Annotated in this window: 12 protein-coding genes and 5 pseudogenes; 12 read left to right on the forward strand and 5 right to left on the reverse strand. The window is 63.0% G+C overall.

Annotation, left to right across the window (positions count from 1 at the left end; translation table 11 throughout):
• Positions 1–299 precede the first annotated feature (299 nt).
• Positions 300–1,334: an L-threonine 3-dehydrogenase gene (gene tdh, locus FJ543_RS29740; RefSeq protein WP_086081359.1), complete on the forward strand. Its 1,035-nt coding sequence runs from the start codon at positions 300–302 to the stop codon at positions 1,332–1,334.
• Between the two features lie 224 nt (positions 1,335–1,558).
• Here tdh and FJ543_RS29745 read toward each other — a convergent pair.
• A pseudogene (locus tag FJ543_RS29745) lies at positions 1,559–2,560 on the reverse strand (cytochrome-c peroxidase).
• Positions 2,561–3,111: 551 nt separating this feature from the next.
• Between FJ543_RS29745 and FJ543_RS29750 the strand changes: the two are divergent.
• Both FJ543_RS29750 and hemN read left to right on the forward strand, forming a co-directional pair.
• Positions 3,112–3,579, forward strand: a complete 468-nt coding sequence (locus FJ543_RS29750) for a MucR family transcriptional regulator (RefSeq protein WP_064994187.1) — start codon at positions 3,112–3,114, stop codon at positions 3,577–3,579.
• A gap of 200 nt (positions 3,580–3,779) precedes the next feature.
• The gene (gene hemN / locus FJ543_RS29755; protein ID WP_064994188.1) at positions 3,780–5,135 is read left to right on the forward strand and encodes an oxygen-independent coproporphyrinogen III oxidase; all 1,356 of its coding nucleotides are present in this window, start codon (positions 3,780–3,782) and stop codon (positions 5,133–5,135) included.
• 831 nt (positions 5,136–5,966) lie between these two features.
• Here hemN and FJ543_RS29760 read toward each other — a convergent pair.
• From FJ543_RS29760 to FJ543_RS31655, 3 genes are all read right to left on the reverse strand, one after another.
• A complete protein-coding gene (locus FJ543_RS29760; protein WP_140698304.1) occupies positions 5,967–6,416 on the reverse strand; it encodes a prephenate dehydratase domain-containing protein in 450 nt (149 codons plus the stop codon).
• A gap of 265 nt (positions 6,417–6,681) precedes the next feature.
• Entirely contained in the window at positions 6,682–6,894 is a 213-nt protein-coding gene (locus FJ543_RS29765) for a cold-shock protein (protein WP_008874821.1), read from the reverse strand.
• Between the two features lie 708 nt (positions 6,895–7,602).
• Complete coding sequence (locus FJ543_RS31655) at positions 7,603–7,791, reverse strand: hypothetical protein (RefSeq protein WP_176479561.1); 189 nt, start codon at positions 7,789–7,791, stop codon at positions 7,603–7,605.
• 80 nt (positions 7,792–7,871) lie between these two features.
• Between FJ543_RS31655 and FJ543_RS29775 the strand changes: the two are divergent.
• From FJ543_RS29775 to FJ543_RS29805, 9 genes and pseudogenes are all read left to right on the forward strand, one after another.
• Positions 7,872–9,164, forward strand: a pseudogene (locus tag FJ543_RS29775) (cytochrome P450).
• A gap of 1 nt (position 9,165) precedes the next feature.
• A pseudogene (locus FJ543_RS31660) lies at positions 9,166–9,471 on the forward strand (ferredoxin).
• A 48-nt stretch (positions 9,472–9,519) separates the two neighbouring features.
• Entirely contained in the window at positions 9,520–9,948 is a 429-nt protein-coding gene (locus FJ543_RS31665; protein WP_084015904.1) for an SDR family NAD(P)-dependent oxidoreductase, read from the forward strand.
• Positions 9,945–10,070, forward strand: a complete 126-nt coding sequence (locus FJ543_RS32255; RefSeq protein WP_263483495.1) for a hypothetical protein — start codon at positions 9,945–9,947, stop codon at positions 10,068–10,070. The genes FJ543_RS31665 and FJ543_RS32255 overlap by 4 nt, the downstream gene beginning before the upstream one ends.
• A gap of 8 nt (positions 10,071–10,078) precedes the next feature.
• The gene (locus FJ543_RS29785) at positions 10,079–11,422 is read left to right on the forward strand and encodes a cytochrome P450 (protein ID WP_064994225.1); all 1,344 of its coding nucleotides are present in this window, start codon (positions 10,079–10,081) and stop codon (positions 11,420–11,422) included.
• Between the two features lie 151 nt (positions 11,423–11,573).
• Entirely contained in the window at positions 11,574–12,572 is a 999-nt protein-coding gene (locus tag FJ543_RS29790; protein WP_064994191.1) for a polyprenyl synthetase family protein, read from the forward strand.
• A 297-nt stretch (positions 12,573–12,869) separates the two neighbouring features.
• Positions 12,870–14,420, forward strand: coding sequence for a hypothetical protein (locus FJ543_RS29795; protein ID WP_064994192.1), 1,551 nt, complete (start codon positions 12,870–12,872; stop codon positions 14,418–14,420).
• Positions 14,417–14,626 (forward strand): annotated as a pseudogene (locus tag FJ543_RS29800) (hypothetical protein); the annotation flags it as partial. The gene FJ543_RS29795 and the pseudogene FJ543_RS29800, both read left to right, overlap by 4 nt.
• Positions 14,626–15,234 (forward strand): annotated as a pseudogene (locus FJ543_RS29805) (alpha-hydroxy-acid oxidizing protein); the annotation flags it as partial. The pseudogenes FJ543_RS29800 and FJ543_RS29805, both read left to right, overlap by 1 nt.
• A gap of 936 nt (positions 15,235–16,170) precedes the next feature.
• Here FJ543_RS29805 and FJ543_RS29810 read toward each other — a convergent pair.
• Entirely contained in the window at positions 16,171–16,479 is a 309-nt protein-coding gene (locus FJ543_RS29810; protein WP_064994193.1) for a hypothetical protein, read from the reverse strand.
• Positions 16,480–16,598: the final 119 nt, after the last annotated feature.

Here is a 16,598-nt window from a genome sequence, read left to right on the forward strand (position 1 = left end):
GCGCCGCATGTGGCGGACATCGACAACATAGCCCGAGCCGCAAGCTACTCTCATTCCTCATCGTTTGAATTGAAACTTCGCTGCATCTGGCGCGGCGCTTGCTCGGTTTCCGCTGAGGTTCGCTGGAACTGGATCTTCACGCGCCGCTCGCGGTGGAGTGTTGCTTCGACACCATGGCAGCCTCGACATACCCATCGGTCCAGAAATCTCAGCTGTGCTCTCCGAACCCCACCTTTCCGTTGTGCGGCTACCAGAGGAGAGGCGAGAGTGGAATCAAACCAAGGTGTAAGGAGCATCTGATGTCGAACATGATGAAGGCGCTGGTGAAAGCCAAGGCCGAACCGGGCATCTGGATGGAAGAGGTGCCGGTGCCGGAGATCGGCCCCAACGACGTGCTGATCAAGATCAAAAAGACGGCGATCTGCGGCACAGACGTGCATATCTACAATTGGGACCAGTGGGCGCAAAAGACGGTGCCGGTGCCGATGGTTACCGGCCATGAATTCGTCGGCACCGTCGCCGATTTCGGCGCGGCGGTCACCGAATACAAGCTCGGCCAGCGCGTGTCGGGCGAAGGCCACACCGTCTGCGGTCATTGTCGCAACTGCCGTGCCGGGCGAGGGCATCTCTGCCGCAATACGCTCGGCGTCGGCGTCAACCGGCCGGGTGCCTTCGGCGAGTATCTGGCGATCCCGCAGCACAATGTCGTGCCGATCCCCGATGATGTGCCCTACGAGATCGCCGCGATCTTCGATCCGCTGGGCAATGCCGTTCACACCGCTTTGTCATTCGATCTGGTCGGCGAGGACGTGCTGGTCACCGGCGCCGGGCCGATCGGCATCATGGGCGCGCTCGTCGCCCAATGCGTCGGCGCGCGAAAAGTGGTCATCACCGACATCAATCCGGTGCGGCTGGCGCTTGCCAAAAAACTCGGCGTCCAGCATGTCGTGGATGCTTCGAAGGAAAAGCTGCGCGATGTCATGCCGGCACTCGGCATGACCGAGGGTTTTGATGTCGGCCTCGAAATGTCGGGCGCAGCCCCCGCCTTCCGCGACATGATCGACACCATGAACAATGGTGGCAAGATCGCCATTCTGGGCATCGCGCCGACCGGCTTCGAGATCGACTGGAACAAGGTCATCTTCAAGATGCTGCATCTCAAGGGCATCTACGGCCGCGAGATGTTCGAGACCTGGTACAAGATGATCGCGCTTGTGCAGGGCCCGCTGGATGTTTCCGGCCTGATCACCCACCGCATCGGAATCGACGATTTTCAGGCCGGCTTCGATGCGATGCGCAGCGGTAGTTCGGGCAAGGTGGTGATGGACTGGTGAGGCGATTGGCCGGCCTAATGCTGACGGACAGCGCCCTGGCCTGCCGAAGATCTCCAAGAGCGGGAGCATGGCTGGTGCAAAACCATGGCTCCTGCCATCAACGTGCGACGCTCAATCGCGCCGCGACCTATCACGGCCCAATCGGACGGCAGCGCCTGTGGCAATTCGCCAGATGGGTCAAGGAACGCTCACTGGCTCCGACGCGATCACCTGTTTCGCAATGCCTAGGATCGAGGTCGAGGTGTTGTGGGCGTTTCAGTTGGCAAGACGGGATTTGTGATCTCCGGTCGCTTTCCGGTCACCGAATGAAGGTAGGCACCGATCCGATCGATTTCGATTTGCGCTAGCTCTTGGCCAAGCTGGGTGGTGCCCATGATGGCGACCGCCTCGCTCAGGTCCCAGACCTTGTCCGAATGAAAGTATACCGCGGTGATTGCTACGTTGCGCAGCGATGGCACGCGGAAAACATAGGATCATCTGGTACATTGGTGACGGCAAATCGTCCCTTGTCGTTCTCCGGCAGGATGTCGGCGCCAGGCTACTCTACGAGGCCGAATGGATAATAGCCTTCCCCACCGGAATGGCAGGAGGAGCAGTCCTTTTCCATAAAAAGGGCCAAGCCCTGTTTCGCTTCGGGATCAATGGGGGTGTCATCGCCATTGAGGTAGGCGTCGAAGGGGGCCGGCGCGACCAGTGTCGCCTCGTAGGCTGCGAGTGCAATGGCCACGTTTTCGAGGGTGATGGGATCGGCTTGCTCCGGGAAAGCAGATTGGAACAACTCCACATATTGCGGCATCGATTTGAACGTCTCGACCACTCGATGCGGTGTGTTGGCCATTTCGACACCGGCCTGTATCGGCCCTTTGGCCTGAGCTTTCAGGTCTTCGGCGCGACCGTCCCAAAAATGTGATTTGTTGAAGACAGAGTTAAACACCGTCGGCGCGTCGCGCTGCCCCTTCTGCCAACCATGGCCAATCGAAGTTTCACGATTGTCGTCGCCCCGGTGGCCAGGTTGTGGCACGAAGTGCAGGAGAAAACGCCTGGGGACGAGAGGCGTGGATCGAAGTACAGCGCCTTGCCGAGGGCAACCTTCTCCGGTGTGCTTGGGTTGTTGGTGACTGCCAGTATGGATGGCAAGGGCTTGAAGATGGCCAGTGCCGTTTCCCTGAGGTCTGGCGGAAGGGACTGCTCAGCAAAGCTGTGGCCGCCACAAGCGCAACAGCCACCGCCAGGCAATAGAATTTTCATAGATAGAGTCCGACTATGTGCACGGAAACCATTCTCCACATGCGGCCTGCGAACGCCCTGCGCTAGATCCGTGGATCAAGGGAATGGTGCCTGTCGACCAAGATGATCGAGCGGCGAAAATAGTGACTGCGATTTATCCCCGACGGCCCCCGATACCAACAGTGGCGGGCGCGCAATCGCTATTTGTTCGCTGAGGGCTTGGTCGGTTCTGTTGCCTGTCGCCCCACGCTGGCGCAACGCCGACCTGTTTCGTACGCGCAAGGTCTTCCAGGTGCACGGCTCTTGGTGCTTACAATTTTTCTGCGTCGTCCTCTCGCAACTCAACCGACAAGATCGCGACTGAACGGCGGATACCGGGCGCTTATGGACGGCGATTTCCGAGGAGATCAGCGTCGCGACAGCTTGTAACTGGCGCTATAGACCTCGATGTTGGACGAGCACCGAACAATCCTGTCGCGAGATTTGTTGCGTTCGTCGGAAATCATCACTAGAAGGCCACGCTCCGCAGACCAATCCACTGGAGAGTTTCATGCCAGAAGAAGACTTCGAAAACGCCAACAACCTCATCGACCTTACCGCGGATGTTGTCTCAGCCTATGTTTCCAACAATCCCGTCCCGGTGGGGGAGTTGCCTGCCCTGATCGGCCAAGTGCACGAAGCTTTGAAACGCACGGCGGCCGGTCGCGTCTCCGCACAAGAGCCGACGGCGTTGACGCCGGCCGTCCCGATCAGAAAATCGGTGACGCCGGACTACATTATTTCCCTTGAGGACGGCAAGAAATTCAAATCGCTAAAGCGCCATCTGTCGACCCATTACGGGCTGACACCCGATGAATATCGCGCCAAATGGGGTCTGCCGGCGGACTATCCCATGGTCGCGCCGAACTATGCGGCTGCGCGCTCTGCCCTGGCCAAGACAATGGGACTTGGGCGCAAACCGAAAGAGCCTGAAGTCTCGGCGCCCGAGAAGCGGTCTAGAAAGAAGGTACCAGCGTGACTTCCTCAATCCAGACCCGTTGAGGGGCTGGCAGCTCGATCGGCATGATGCGAGCGAAACATAGAAAGGCGGGATCAAATCCCGCCTTTTCCTTGCAGGGCGTGATTACACGCGCGAAGCGGAATGGAATTGACATAGCGCAGGGACACAGGAGACCGCGGCGGTAAAAGGACCAACTTTTCAGCTTGGGACGGAAACTGTTGCAGACCTCTATCCTGAAAGAATATCGCGAGGCTCTCCTGCCTTGGTACACCATCTATCCGACTGTGCCGGAGTTCACCGCCACCGTCAGGCCCGAAAGCTATCAGGAATGGCTAAGAGGTCTGCCGGCTGACGATCCGGTGTCTCTCTATCTCCACATTCCGTTCTGCCGATCGATTTGCTGGTATTGCGGCTTCCCAACCACGATTGCCCGCAATCAGGGTCCGATCCTCGATTATCTGGCCGTTCTGCGTGACGAGATCCGTTTGGTCTGGCAGCAAGTGCAGCAGGGGCTCGTCGTGAACGACGTGCATTTCGGCGGTGGAACCCCGACCCTGATCGGAGCAGCGGAGTTCTTGGCCATGATCCAACTCCTGCGCCGCCGCTTCGCGTTCAGGGAGTCCGCGACAATCGCCGTCGAAATTGACCCGCGCACCTTCACGGCCGAGATTGCCGAAGCAATGGGAGCAGCCAATGTGAGCCGCGCGAGTCTCGGAGTGCAGAGCTTTGATCCGATTGTTCAAAAAGCGATAAACCGCGTCCAGAGCGAGGCGCAGACGGCCGCTGCCGTCGAAGAGCTGCGCCGGCATGGGGTAAGCGGCATCAACGTCGATCTCATTTTCGGTCTTCCGAATCAGACAGTAGAGTCCTGCGTCCAGACTGCGGCGGCAACTGTCGCCATGCGCCCCAACCGGCTTGCGGTGTTCGGCTACGCGCACATTCCATCGGTGATAAAGAATCAGCGCCTGATCGAGACGACTGCGCTGCCGGACAGCGTCGCCCGCGCCGAACAGGCTGCGGCCGTGGCCGAGACGCTGGTCGCCGCCGGCTACCAAGAGATCGGCCTCGACCATTTCGCCTTGCCGGACGACGAACTTACGCTGGCGCAGACCAGTGGTCGGCTACGGCGTAACTCGCTGGGTTACTCGGCCGACACCTGCAAAACCCTGATCGGTTTCGGCGCGTCGGCTATCGGGCGGGTCGGCGAGGGTTACGTCCAGAACGAGGTAACACGTGAGTCCTACAGCCGGCACATAGCAGCTGGCCGTTTGGCGACGTCAAAAGGCTACCGGCTCACAGACGACGACCGCGTGCGAGCCGTGATCATAGAGCGGCTGATGTGCGATTTGCGGGCCGATGTGCCGGCAATTTGTGCGGCCTTTGGATTCGATCCAACTCGCCTTCTCGATTCGGCTGCTGAACGCTTGGCGAAGCTGGCTGAGGATGGGATAGTGGACATTGAAAACGGTTTCATCCGGGTGCGGCAGGAGCATCGTTTCGTAGTTCGCGCTGTTGCTGCCGCATTCGATGCTTTTCTCGACCGGGTTGTTCCACAGCACAGCCAATCAGCGTGAGGTGCCAAAGCGATAAGCTCGTGCCGAACGGCAAGCTCCTAAAACCGCCGCAGGCCCCGGTCACGGCGCCCCCTGCGCGGATTGAAGTGTTTGACGGTCCCGAATGGACGAGCGTGTCGCCGATAACGCGACACAGTCATCGATGGTGACTTGTTTTGCGAGATGCCCGGCCGGTCGACGTCTTGTGCTTATGAATACTACTTTCGCAGGCAAGAAAACTGAGCGAAAACGACAAGATCGTCGGCGCGATGATCTCGTGGACGCGCGGCACGGTCGTGTCTTCTCATCAGTGATGAGGATCAACAGTTTTGGAGTTATGGGCAGAAACTACCCTAGCCTTAGCTAATAGCAACGTGGGAGGACCCGAGAATTCTAAAGCCATCAATATCCGCCAACGCAGCCAGCGCCGGGTGCGTCAAAACATGGCCAGCGACATCGATGACATATTTATGGGTGTCCAGCCGCTCGCATGTCGGACGCTCATAGACATTGAGAACGGCTAAATTATCCTTCGAGAACATGTTCAGGACACAACTGAGATTGCTCTGAAACGCGGAGGTGAAGTGTCGTCCGGTCAAATCCTGTCGGCGCAGGGGTCCTGCCCCCGAGCACCCACCACCGCTTAACGTTATGCAGCCCTTCTTCAATTCCTGTTCGCAATATCTGCAGATTGTACAGCTTGGCACCAAGCGCAGGACCAAATGCCGCTGTCGAGGGCGAGGCTTAGCGACTAAAGATGTCGCTCCCTTACGGCTCTCTCGCTCGACATTGGGCATGTTCTCGTCGAGCGACCCGGCCACCTCCTGCAAGGCTACGGCGTGGCCAAGCACCTTAGTGACTCATCGAGAAACTCGCATCCTTGCTGGCCATCAGGCTATAGCTCAAGACCTTCGGGTACTCGGCGATGACCCTGGGAGACCTCAAGCGCAGGACTTGGTCGAGGTAGAGAGTGGTTCCGACCAGAGAGGTCGTAGCTGGAACGCATGCAACGTCGACGCAGCCATTCTCATATGCTTCGAACAATCCGTCGTTGAACGGAACGAGTTCAACTTGGTCGCCAAAGAGGTCTAGCGAGGCTTGATGTGTCCAGGTCCCCTCAGGGCCAATGTACCCTACCCGCTTGATCGCGGAGGTGTCGACCGCTGGAGGCTGGCTGAATTGCTGGTTCATTTCCTCGGCACGCTCGATCGATAATGCGTCAGAGCCCTCATTCATGAAAATCACACGCACGGGTTCATGACCGAAAATATAGCATTGATCGGTGGAAGCGAGCGGACCCACAAGAAGCTCGCAGCTTGGTCTCGTTGTCCAGATTCGTTCTGATGCGCGCGGTCGCCGTCGGCATCTGCTACGTGAGAATCTACAGCAGAAAAAATAAGAGGGCTGGGACCCGCCCCTCCTCACTTGCAAACATCTTATTTCAGTAGAACTTGGCAGCTTCCCGCAAACCGCCGCCCGGTCAGCGGGAGATCCGTTTCTTGCCCGCTCCTATGGCGCGGTCAGTGGCACTTCTGCCCGGCTCTTGCCGGGCAGAGGCAGAAAAAGATCAGCCAGCTTTGCTGAGACTGCCTGCGGAGGACTTGCCGGTACGGCGGTCCTGTTCGACCTCGTAGTTGATCTTCTGGCCCTCATTAAGGGTCGAAAGGCCCGCTCGTTCGACAGCGGAAATGTGAACGAAAACGTCCTGACCTCCGTTGTCAGGCTGGATAAAACCGAATCCCTTGGTGCTGTTGAACCACTTCACCGTTCCAGTCGCCATAGTCGTATTCCTTTGTAACCATTCAATGTAGGCAGGCCATAGGCCAGGTCCGCTTCATATCTGAGATTTTAGGGGCAGCAAAAGCGAAAATAGCAAAAGCCCCGGTCAAATCGCAAATCGGCTCGCAAGCTCCATCATGACCGCCTCTCGCGGAAGCGTCTCCCCGCGCTGGCGTTCCGAATGGCAAAACAAGTCCTGCAACGCTCCGGTAAATTCCAGACCGCGTCTATCGCTGTTTGGAGTCGTGTTAGGGGACCAGCGATCGGCCGATGTGGGCAGGAGTACGCGGACGACCAGCAACTACAGGCGCGCGCTAACGCCACGATATTGGACATCTCCGAAGGGTAGCTCACCTAGCCACCTTTTTAAGCGGCGAGGGCTTCCCATTTCGGGCGGTGTAAGATGTCCGACAATGTCGGATACGTCACATAGCTGAGTCCGACAATCACATCGCCGAAACGGGGTTTTCTCATTTGGCACGGTTCGTGCGCAGTCATCGCAAACACGTCACGAGCCGAGGAGAGTCATCCAATGATCCCCAAAAAAATACCGTCTCACGTTTCCCAGATTAGCTCAAAGATGACGCTCGTGTCAGGCCTCGAAACATGTTGATGCCTCATCTGGCTCGGGGCTACCCACCGCTCCACTATCTCCCACTAAAGGGACGAGCACGCAGCACCCTCAACATAAGGGACAACTCACTTTGCCTCAAAACTTGCCCATCGGCCGGTCACCAAGAGACGCCGTCAGCAAACCTTCAGTCTGGCTCTTTTTGCGACCGCGCTGGCCTTCGTGAGCACCGCTCCGGTTCTGGCGGCTACCGATGACATCAAGGCGACGGCCAATCACGTCGCCGGCGAGTTTGACCGCGCGGTGGCCGAGATCGGTGGCTCGCACGACGCCTTCACCTCCTATGACTATACTGCCTACCACCCTGGCGCGCGCCGGTCAGATCAGCCAGCCAAGAGGTAACTAAGATGGACGTGCAAGAAACCAAGACAGCATGCCGGGACGCCTTCGCCGAACTGGCGTCGCCAGCGTGCATCCACGACCCGTATCCGTTTATGCGGTGGTAGCGCGAGCACGATCCGGTGCATCGCGCGGCCTCGGGCCTCTTTCTGTTGAGCCGCCACGCCGACATTTACTGGGCGCTCACGGCCACGGGCGATGCATTTCGGGGACCGGCGCCTGGCGAACTGGCGCGCTATTTCCCGCGTGCGGCGACCAGCCTGTCCCTCAATCTAATGGCGTCCACGATAGCGATGAAGGACCCACCGACGCATACGCGTCTGCGCCGGCTGATCTCTCGCGATTTCACCATGCGCCAGATCGACAACCTGCGGCCGAGCATCGCGCGCATCGTCGCAGCGCGCCTGGACGGCATGGCGCCCGCGCTGGAGCGCGGGGAGGCGGTGGATCTGCATCGGGAATTCGCGCTGGCCTTGCCCATGCTGGTCTTCGCCGAACTGTTCGGCCTGCCCCAGGACGACATGTTCGGGCTCGCCGCCGGCATCGGCGCCATTGTGGAAGGCCTGAGCCCGCACGCCAGCGATCCCCAGCTCGCCGCGGCGGACGCAGGCAGCGCCAGGGTGCAGGCCTACTTCGGCGACCTCATACAGCGCAAGCGCACCGATCCCCGCCATGACATCGTGTCGATGCTGGTCGGCGCACACGACGACGATGCCGACACGCTATCGGATGCAGAGTTGATCAGCATGCTGTGGGGCATGCTGCTGGGCGGCTTCACCACCACTGCTGCGGCCATCGACCACGCGGTCCTGGCGATGCTGGCTTATCCCGAACAGCGGCATTGGCTGCAGGGAGACGCCGTGGAGGTGAAGGCATTCGTCGAAGAAGTCCTGCGCCGCGACGCGCCCGTCCTGTTCAGCGCCACTCCGCGTATCGCCCAGCGCGACATCGAACTGGGCGGCGTGGTGATCCCGAAGAACGCGGACGTTCGCGTGCTGATCGCGGCCGGCAATCGCGACCCGGACGCCTTCGCCGATCCCGACCGCTTCGATGCCGTGCGGTTCTACGGCACCAATCCGGGCATGTCGACCGACGGGAAGATCATGCTCAGCTTCGGCCACGGCATCCACTTCTGCCCCGGTGCGCAACTGGCCCGGATGCAGTTGGCCGAGAGCCTGCCGCGGATCCAGGCGCGCTTCCCCACGCTGGCATTGGCCGAGCAGCCGACCCGGGAGCCCTCCGCGTTCCTTAGGACGTTCCTCGCGCTGCCGGTGCGGCTGAATGCGCAGGCAGGGGGCTGAGATGCGCGTCGTGGTCGACCAGGATCTGTGCGGAACCACCGGGCAGTGCGTGCTTACGCTGCCGGGCACCTTTCGCCAGCGCGAACCGGACGGCGTGGCTGAAGTGTGCGTGGCGACGGTCCCGCAGGCGTTGCACGTCGCCGTGCGGCTCGCGGCCAGCCAGTGCCCGGTCGCCGCCATTCGGGTCATCGAAAGCGACGCTGGCGATGACGAGCGCGCCAGCGCCGACGCTGCGCCTTCTCGGCGGAACCCGAGCGGCATGCCGCGAAAGACCAACAATCCAGAAGGACACGATGGGACGGTTTGAAGGCAAGGTGGCCGTGGTGACCGGCGCCAGCGCCGGCATCGGCAAGGCATGCGCCCTCGCCATCGCGCCGAGGGCGGCAGAGTGGTGGTGGCCGACATTGATGGCTCGGCGACCATCGCCTGCACCGCGCAGATCACGGCCGAAGCGGGCCACGCGCTGGCCCTGGCCATGGACATCGCCGATGCGCAGGCGGTGGCAGCGCTGTTCCAGACGGCGGAGCGGCATTTCGGTGAGGTCGGCTGCGTGAACAACGCGAGCTATGCATCTGACCCCGCGCGAGCGCGCGATGCTCGACCTGGATCTGGCGGTCTGGATCAGACCATGGCGACCAATCTGCGCGGCACGCTGCTCTGCTGCCGGCAGGCCATCCGACGGCTGATCGCCCGCGGCGGTGGCGCGATCGTCAACATGTCGTCGTGCCAGGGCTCAGCGGTGACACCGCCCAGACGTCCTACCCCGCGTCGAAGGCGGCGATGAACATGCTGTCGGCCTCGCACGCCATGCTGGCGCATGTGCGGACGTACGCCGACGGTGGCAACAGCCGCGCCGCGCGGCCTGCCGGCGACACCGTCGAAGCGGCCGCGGCGCCGCGCTGCTGATGGAGCTGATGAACATGCTGCTCAACCCGCTGAACCGTCGCCACCGGCTGCGGCACGACATCCCGGTCGTGCCCGGCGCTTTCCCCCTGGTCGGGCATCTTCCCGCCATCATCTGCGACCTGCCGCGCCTGCTGCGGCGCGCGGAACGGACGCTGGGCAGCTACTTCTGGCTGGATTTCGGCCCTGCCGGACACCTGATGACCTGCATGGATCCGGACGCGTTCGCACTGCTTCGGCACAAGGACGTGTCCTCGGCGCTGATCGAAGGGATCGCGCCCGAATTGCTTGGTGGAACGATGGTCGCCCAGGACGGCGGCGCGCACCGGCAGGCGCGCGATGCGATCAAGCCGGCGTTCCTGCCCAAGGGGCTGACCCAGGCCGGCATCGGCGACCTGTTCGAGCCCGTCATCCGGGCGCGTGTGCAGGCGTGGCGCGACCGCGGCGACGTAGCCATCCTGCGTGAAACCGGCGACCTGATGCTAAAGCTCATCTTCCGCCTCATGGGAGTCCCCGCGCAGGACCTGCCGGGATGGCATCGCAAGTACCGGCACCTGGTGCAGTTGATCGTCGCGCCCCCGATCGACCTGCCCGGACTGCCCTTGCGGCGCGGCCGCGCCGCCCGCGACTGGATCGACGCGCAGTTGCGCCAGTTCATCCGCGACGCGCGCGCGCATGCCGCGCGCACCGGGTTGATCAAGGACATGGTGAGCGCCTTCGATCGCAGCGACGATGCGCTCTCCGATGACGTCCTGGTCGCCAATATCCGCTTGCTGCTGCTTGGCGGTCACGAGACCACCGCCTCGACGATGGCCTGGATGGTGATCGAGCTGGCGCGGCAGCCTGTGCTGTGGGACGCCCTGGTCGAAGAGGCGCAACGCGTGGGCGCGGTGCCGACCCGGCACGCGGACCTAGCGCAGTGTCCGGTCGCCGAGGCGCTGTTCCGCGAGACGCTGCGCCTGCATCCGGCGGTCACGCTCCTGCCGCGTCAAGCGCTGCAGGAATTGCAACTCGGCCAATGGCGCATTCCCGCGGGTACCCATCTGTGCATCCCGCTGCTGCATTTCTCGACCTCGGCGCTGCTGCACGAGGCGCCTGATCAGTTCCGCCTGGCGCGATGGCTGCAACGCACGGACCCGATCCGGCCGGTGGACATGCTGCAGTTCGGTACCGGCCCACACGTCTGCATCGGCTACCACCTGGTATGGCTGGAACTAGTGCAGTTCTGCATCGCCTTGGCCCTGACCATGCACAAGGCCGGGGTGCGGCCGCGGTTGCTGAGCGACGTCGAAAAAGGCCGGCGCTATTACCCGACCGCAAATCCGTCCATGAAAATCCGCATCGGATTCTCATGAGCTGGCATCGCATGCCCCGTGTGGCGAGGCAGCGGCGAGCGACGCGCAGCATTGCTGCACTCGGCGCGCGCGCTCGGTGCGACGCCGGCAACAGCGCGGCGGTCGCCGCTCTCCGAGGCCGTCTCCTGTCAGGCACAAGGACATGAACAACATGCAAGCCGGTTCCAAGCCACATGACGACCGAACTGGCGTTTCCGCGATCGGGGGATTGGGCGCGCAGGCGCGCGGCGCATCCGGCAGGCTGCTGCCGGAGATCTGGATGCAGGACGGCGCAAAGGGGGTCGAACAGGCGCTGGCGCGTCTTCTGTGCGCCGAAGACGATGGCGAGACCGAGCTGATGGCGGCGATGCGCTACGCCACCTTGCATGGCGGGAAGCGCACGCGCGCCTTGCTCTGTCTGGCTGCCGGCGCACTGGCCGATACGCCGGCGCACGTGCTCGAGGACGTCGGCGCCGCCATCGAGATGATCCACGCCTGTACCCTGGTCCACGACGACCTGCCCGCGATGGACAACGACGTGCTTCGCCGCGGCCTTCCGACTGTGCACGTCAAGTTCGGCGAAGCCACTGCGATCCTGGTCGGCGATGCGCTGCAGGCGCACGCCTTCCTCACCCTGGCGAGCCTGGATGCGCCGGGCGACAACCGTATCGCGCTCGTGCACGAACTGGCACAGGCGGTGTCCGCCGAGGGTGCCGCAGGCGGGCAGGCCAAGGATCTGTCGCTGGTCGGAAAGCATGTCGAGCTGGACAGGATCGTGGCGATGCACCGGATGAAGAGCGGAGCGCTGGTGCGCGCGTCCGTTCGCATGGGCGCGCTATGCGCCATCACGGAGGATGCCGCGCACGCCGCGCTGTACAGTGCGCTCGATCGCTACAGCGCCTGTTTCGGCCTGGCGCTGCAGGTGGTTGACGACATTCTCGACGCGACAGCGGATGCCGCGACGCTGGGCAAGACACCCGGCAAGGACGCTGCGGCGCAGAAGCCGACCTGCGCGTCGATCATGGGGCTGCAAGCAGCGCGCCAGTTTGCGCTGGATCTGTTGCGCGACGCCGGGGAGGCCATCGCCCCGCTGGGGCCGCGTGCGGAACCGTTGGCGCAGATGCTGCAGCGGGCCACCGCGTATCTGTTAAAGCACGCGCCATGCGCATGAGGCGCCCCGTCCGCATGGAGTCGCCCCTGTGCCGCGCGATCGGCCGGCGACAGCGGTGGATGCTGCACTCTGTCCGAGTCCGCGGCGCCGATCGCAGCGGTTGCCCAGCACGGCCGTGTCACGCGGCGCGCGGCGCTAGCCTATTGGGCGAACCGACGCCAGCCGCGCGTCGCCGCGCCGGAGCAGGGCGGCCGTCCGGCGCTGCCCACGCGCCTGGCCGCGACGGGCCTGCGGCGACGTGCGCGGCGTCTGCCCGATCTTGGTTCTCGTCAACCTTCTGCAGAAGGAACATCCCGCGTGAACGCGCTGTCCGAACAGATCCTTTCCGAATTGCGCCACTTGCTGAGCGAGATGAGCGACGGCGGCAGCGTCGGTCCGTCCGTCTACGACACGGCGCGAGCGCTGCAGTTCCACGGCAACGTCACCGGTCGGCAGGACGCATACGCCTGGCTGATCGCGCAGCAACAGGCCGATGGCGGATGGGGAAGCGCGGACTTCCCGCTGTTTCGCCATGCGCCCACGTGGGCGGCGTTGCTGGCATTGCAGCGCGCTGACCCTCTTCCCGGCGCTGCCGACGCAGTCCAGGCTGCAACCCGGTTCCTCGAACGCCAACCCGATCCCTACGCGCATGCGGTGCCGGAAGACGCGCCGATCGGCGCGGAGCTGATCCTGCCGCAGTTGTGCGGCGAGGCCGCATCCTTGCTGGGCAGCATGGCGTTTCCGCGCCACCCGGCGCTGTTGCCGTTGCGGCAAGCCTGCCTGGTCAAGCTGGGGGCGGTGGCGACGTTGCCGAGCGGCCATCCATTGCTGCACTCCTGGGAAGCCTGGGGGACGTCGCCGACCACCGCATGCCCGGATGAAGACGGCAGCATCGGCATCAGTCCGGCGGCCACCGCCGCGTGGCGTGCGCACGCCGTGACACAAGGGAGCAGGCCGCAGGTCGGGTGCGCCGACGCGTATCTGCAGGCGGCATCGCGGGCGACGCGCAGCTGCATCGAAGGTGTCGTTCCCAGCGTCTGGCCGATCAATGTGTTTGAGCCATGCTGGTCGCTGTACACCCTGCATCTGGCCGGGCTGTTCGCGCATCCCGCGCTCGCCGAGGCGATGCGCGTGATCGTCGCGCAGCTCGACGCCCGCCTGGGCGTGCGCGGTCTGGGCCCGGCCTTGCACTTCGCGGCCGATGCGGACGACACCGCCGTTGCGTTGTGCGTCCTGCGCCTTGCAGGCCGCGACCCGGCGGTCGATGCGTTGCGCCATTTCGAAATCGGCGAGCTGTTCGTCACCTTTCCCGGCGAGCGCAATGCCTCAGTGTCGACCAACATACATGCCCTGCATGCATTGCGACTATTGGGAAAGCCCGACGCCGGCACCGGCGCCTACGTCGAGGCCAATCGCAACCCACACGGTCTATGGGACAACGAAAAATGGCACGTTTCGTGGCTGTATCCCACCGCGCATGCGGTCGCTGCGCTGGCGCAAGGCAAGCCCCAGTGGCGCGACGAGCGCGCGCTAGCGGCGCTGCTGCAGGCGCAGCGTGACGACGGCGGCTGGGGCGCCGGTCGCGCGTCCACATTCGAGGAAACCGCCTATGCGCTGTTCGCGTTGCACGTGATGGACGGGAGCGAAGAGCCGACAGAGCGCCGGCGCATCGCGCAGGCGGTGGGGCGTGCGCTGGAGTGGATGCTCGCCCGCCATGCGGCGCATGCCTTACCGCAGACGCCGCTGTGGATCGGCAAGGAACTGTATTGCCCCATCCGGGTCGTGCGCGTGGCCGAACTCGCCGGGTTGTGGCTGGCGCTTCATTGGGGGCGGCGCGTCCTGGCCGGGGGAGCAGGAGCGTCGCCATGATCCAGACCGAACGGGCGTTGCAGCAGGTGCTGGAGTGGGGGCGTTCCCTGACCGGGTTCGCCGACGAGCATGCGATGGAAGCGGTCAGGGGCGGCCAGTACATCCTGCAGCGCATCCACCCGAGCCTGCGTGAGACCAGCGCCCGCACCGGCCGCGATCCGCAGGACGAAATGCTGATCGTGACGTTCTATCGCGAACTGGCGCTGCGCTGGAGGCCGATGGACTCATCGTCCATCTCAATCCGCTGCAGGAAGCGGTACAGCCGGAGGGCGACAGCGACTGGCGCGGCGTCCTGGCGCAGATCGCTCGCGCCGCGCGTTGCGTGGGCGTGCCGATCGTGGCCAAGGAAGTGGGGTCGGGCCTGTCCGCCTCGGTGGCCTGTGTGCTCGTCGAGGCGGGCGTGGCGGTGATCGATGTCGCCGGCGCCGGCGGCACCTGTTGGGCCGCGGTGGAGGGCGAGCGCGCCCGCGATGCCGCCGACCGTGCAGTGGCGCTGGCCTTCGCCGATTGGGGGATTCCGACCCCGGCCAGCGTGCAGGCGGTACGTCGGGCGCTGCCGGCGGTGAAGCTGATCGCGTCGGGCGGAATCCGCGACGGCGTCGACGTGGCCAAGGCCATTCGCCTGGGCGCGGACATCGCTGGGCAGGCGGCCGGCGTGCTGCGCGCGGCGACGGTGTCCACCGAGGCGGTTGTCGCGCATTTCGAGATCGTCATCCGCCAGTTGGCCGTCGCCTGTTTCTGCACCGGCTCGGCCGATCTGGCGGCATTACGTCAGGCGCGCTTGTTGCCCTCGGCGCATCTGCCCGCCGGTTGATGCGGGCGTCGTCCGCACGTGGCGGCGGGGCACCTAGAAGGCCGCTGAAATACCTACGCCAGCCCGATCCGGCTTATGGTCAATGAAGCGCGAATACGTGCACATCCAACTTAAGAGACGGCAGGAAGCCGCCGCGTCGCAGGAAGGAGCCGGGTAATCTTCGCCGCCCTGCCCTGTCGGTTCATTCAGCGGTGGCGGCGCACACTGCCACCTGCCCGAACGGAGATTGGCTCCGGCAAGAGCTTTTTCCGCTGCGAAGTGGCGAGCGACGCGGAAGCATGATTGGGAACGCGAACACTCGGCGACGAAAATCCTGAAGCAGCGGGCGAGCATTCATTGTCCCTTTCCTAGGCAGTTAGCAGCAGCAGCAGTCCTAGGGCCAACGCGATGGGACCCAAGAGAAGGCAGGCCGGAACAACGCTCCTTCCAATGCAATTGCGAATTTTGGACGTTTGCTTTGGCCGCATTCTGACGACGGTTTCCTGTCAAGCGACGCACGCGTGGGCGGCGCATTCAGACATTGAATGGTGATGGCTCGAACGAAGTTCTCGTTGTACTGACCCTTCCGAGCCCGCCGCCGATAAAAAAGCGCGATCTGAGCCGACGGATTTGCAAGCAGACACGGGCCCCCTCGCCCCCTTCGGATGCTGCCAGCCGGTGATGGCCACGAGTGCTGTCTAGGTTAGCAAGATCCTCTTCCATGCTCCCGACGGATTGTGGCCAGGTAGCGCGATTTACGCTTGGTCATGCACTCAGGACTTGAAGATCCTGCACTCAGGATATGACAGTGCATCCTTGGCATCGCGGGCGCATGAATAAGGCGGGATTTCGATGATGAGGGCCGCAGCGGGCATTGGCAGTTCGCTCGTGCTGATCATATTTCATCCACGAAGAATAACACCACTAGGCCAATCTCGAGGCTACAGTGGAACAATCCTAAGACAGGGCTTCCAGACATTGTAGGTGACGCATCGCTTTATCCTTAGCCCCCTGCGCCGGCACCACCCACACGCGCGAAGCTACGCGGTCGAAGTGCGTTTCGACGGTTGCCCATCGACTCGACGCCATCTGACCCGCCGTCTTCCCTCTAATCAAACGGAGGTGCCTTTGCTCCGCTTCAGGCTTGGTCAGTACGGCTTGGCGCGGTTGCCATTCGGCGATCCCAACCTCTAAGTTCCCGGCGGCCGGTGCAGCACCGACGATGGTCGCATAAAGAGAAAGTGCCGTGATCAAGATGACGTTCATAACTTGCCTCTAATCGGTTGTTATAATCACCGCCCTTCTGGCACGCGCACCTGACGGCAGCCTGAAAGCCGCCGGAACATTTGCGCTACGGCGTTCAGCCTATTGTCAGGTTCCGTCAA

Origin of the sequence: Mesorhizobium sp. B2-5-7, assembly GCF_006440875.1 — a bacterium.
Lineage (GTDB): Bacteria > Pseudomonadota > Alphaproteobacteria > Rhizobiales > Rhizobiaceae > Mesorhizobium > Mesorhizobium australicum.